We start from the raw sequence: 255 nt of genomic DNA, 5'->3' as shown, positions 1-255 counted from the left end.
AAACCCGCACGCCGGAAGACCAAGGGTTCCTGTCCAACGTTAATCGGGGCAGGGTGAGTCGACCCCTAAGGCGAGGCTGAAAAGCGTAGTCGATGGGAAGCAGGTTAATATTCCTGCACTTGGTGTTGCTGCGAAGGGGGGACGGAGAAGGCTAGGCTGGCCGGGCGACGGTTGTCCCGGTTCAAGCGTGTAGGGGGTGTGACCTGGTAAATCCGGTTGCATACTAACCCTGAGGCGTGATAACGAGCCACTACG

1 rRNA gene is annotated in these 255 nt (G+C 58.4%); it reads left to right on the top strand.

Annotated features, from left to right (window positions below):
- Nucleotides 1-255: ribosomal RNA gene (locus tag J1782_RS00030) — 23S ribosomal RNA — on the top strand; the annotation flags it as partial.

The organism is Rahnella sp. BCC 1045 (genome assembly GCF_019049615.1).
Classification (GTDB): domain Bacteria; phylum Pseudomonadota; class Gammaproteobacteria; order Enterobacterales; family Enterobacteriaceae; genus Rahnella; species Rahnella contaminans.
The sequence above is the reverse complement of the archived record's forward strand: the minus strand, read 5'-3'. Positions and strand labels throughout refer to the sequence as shown.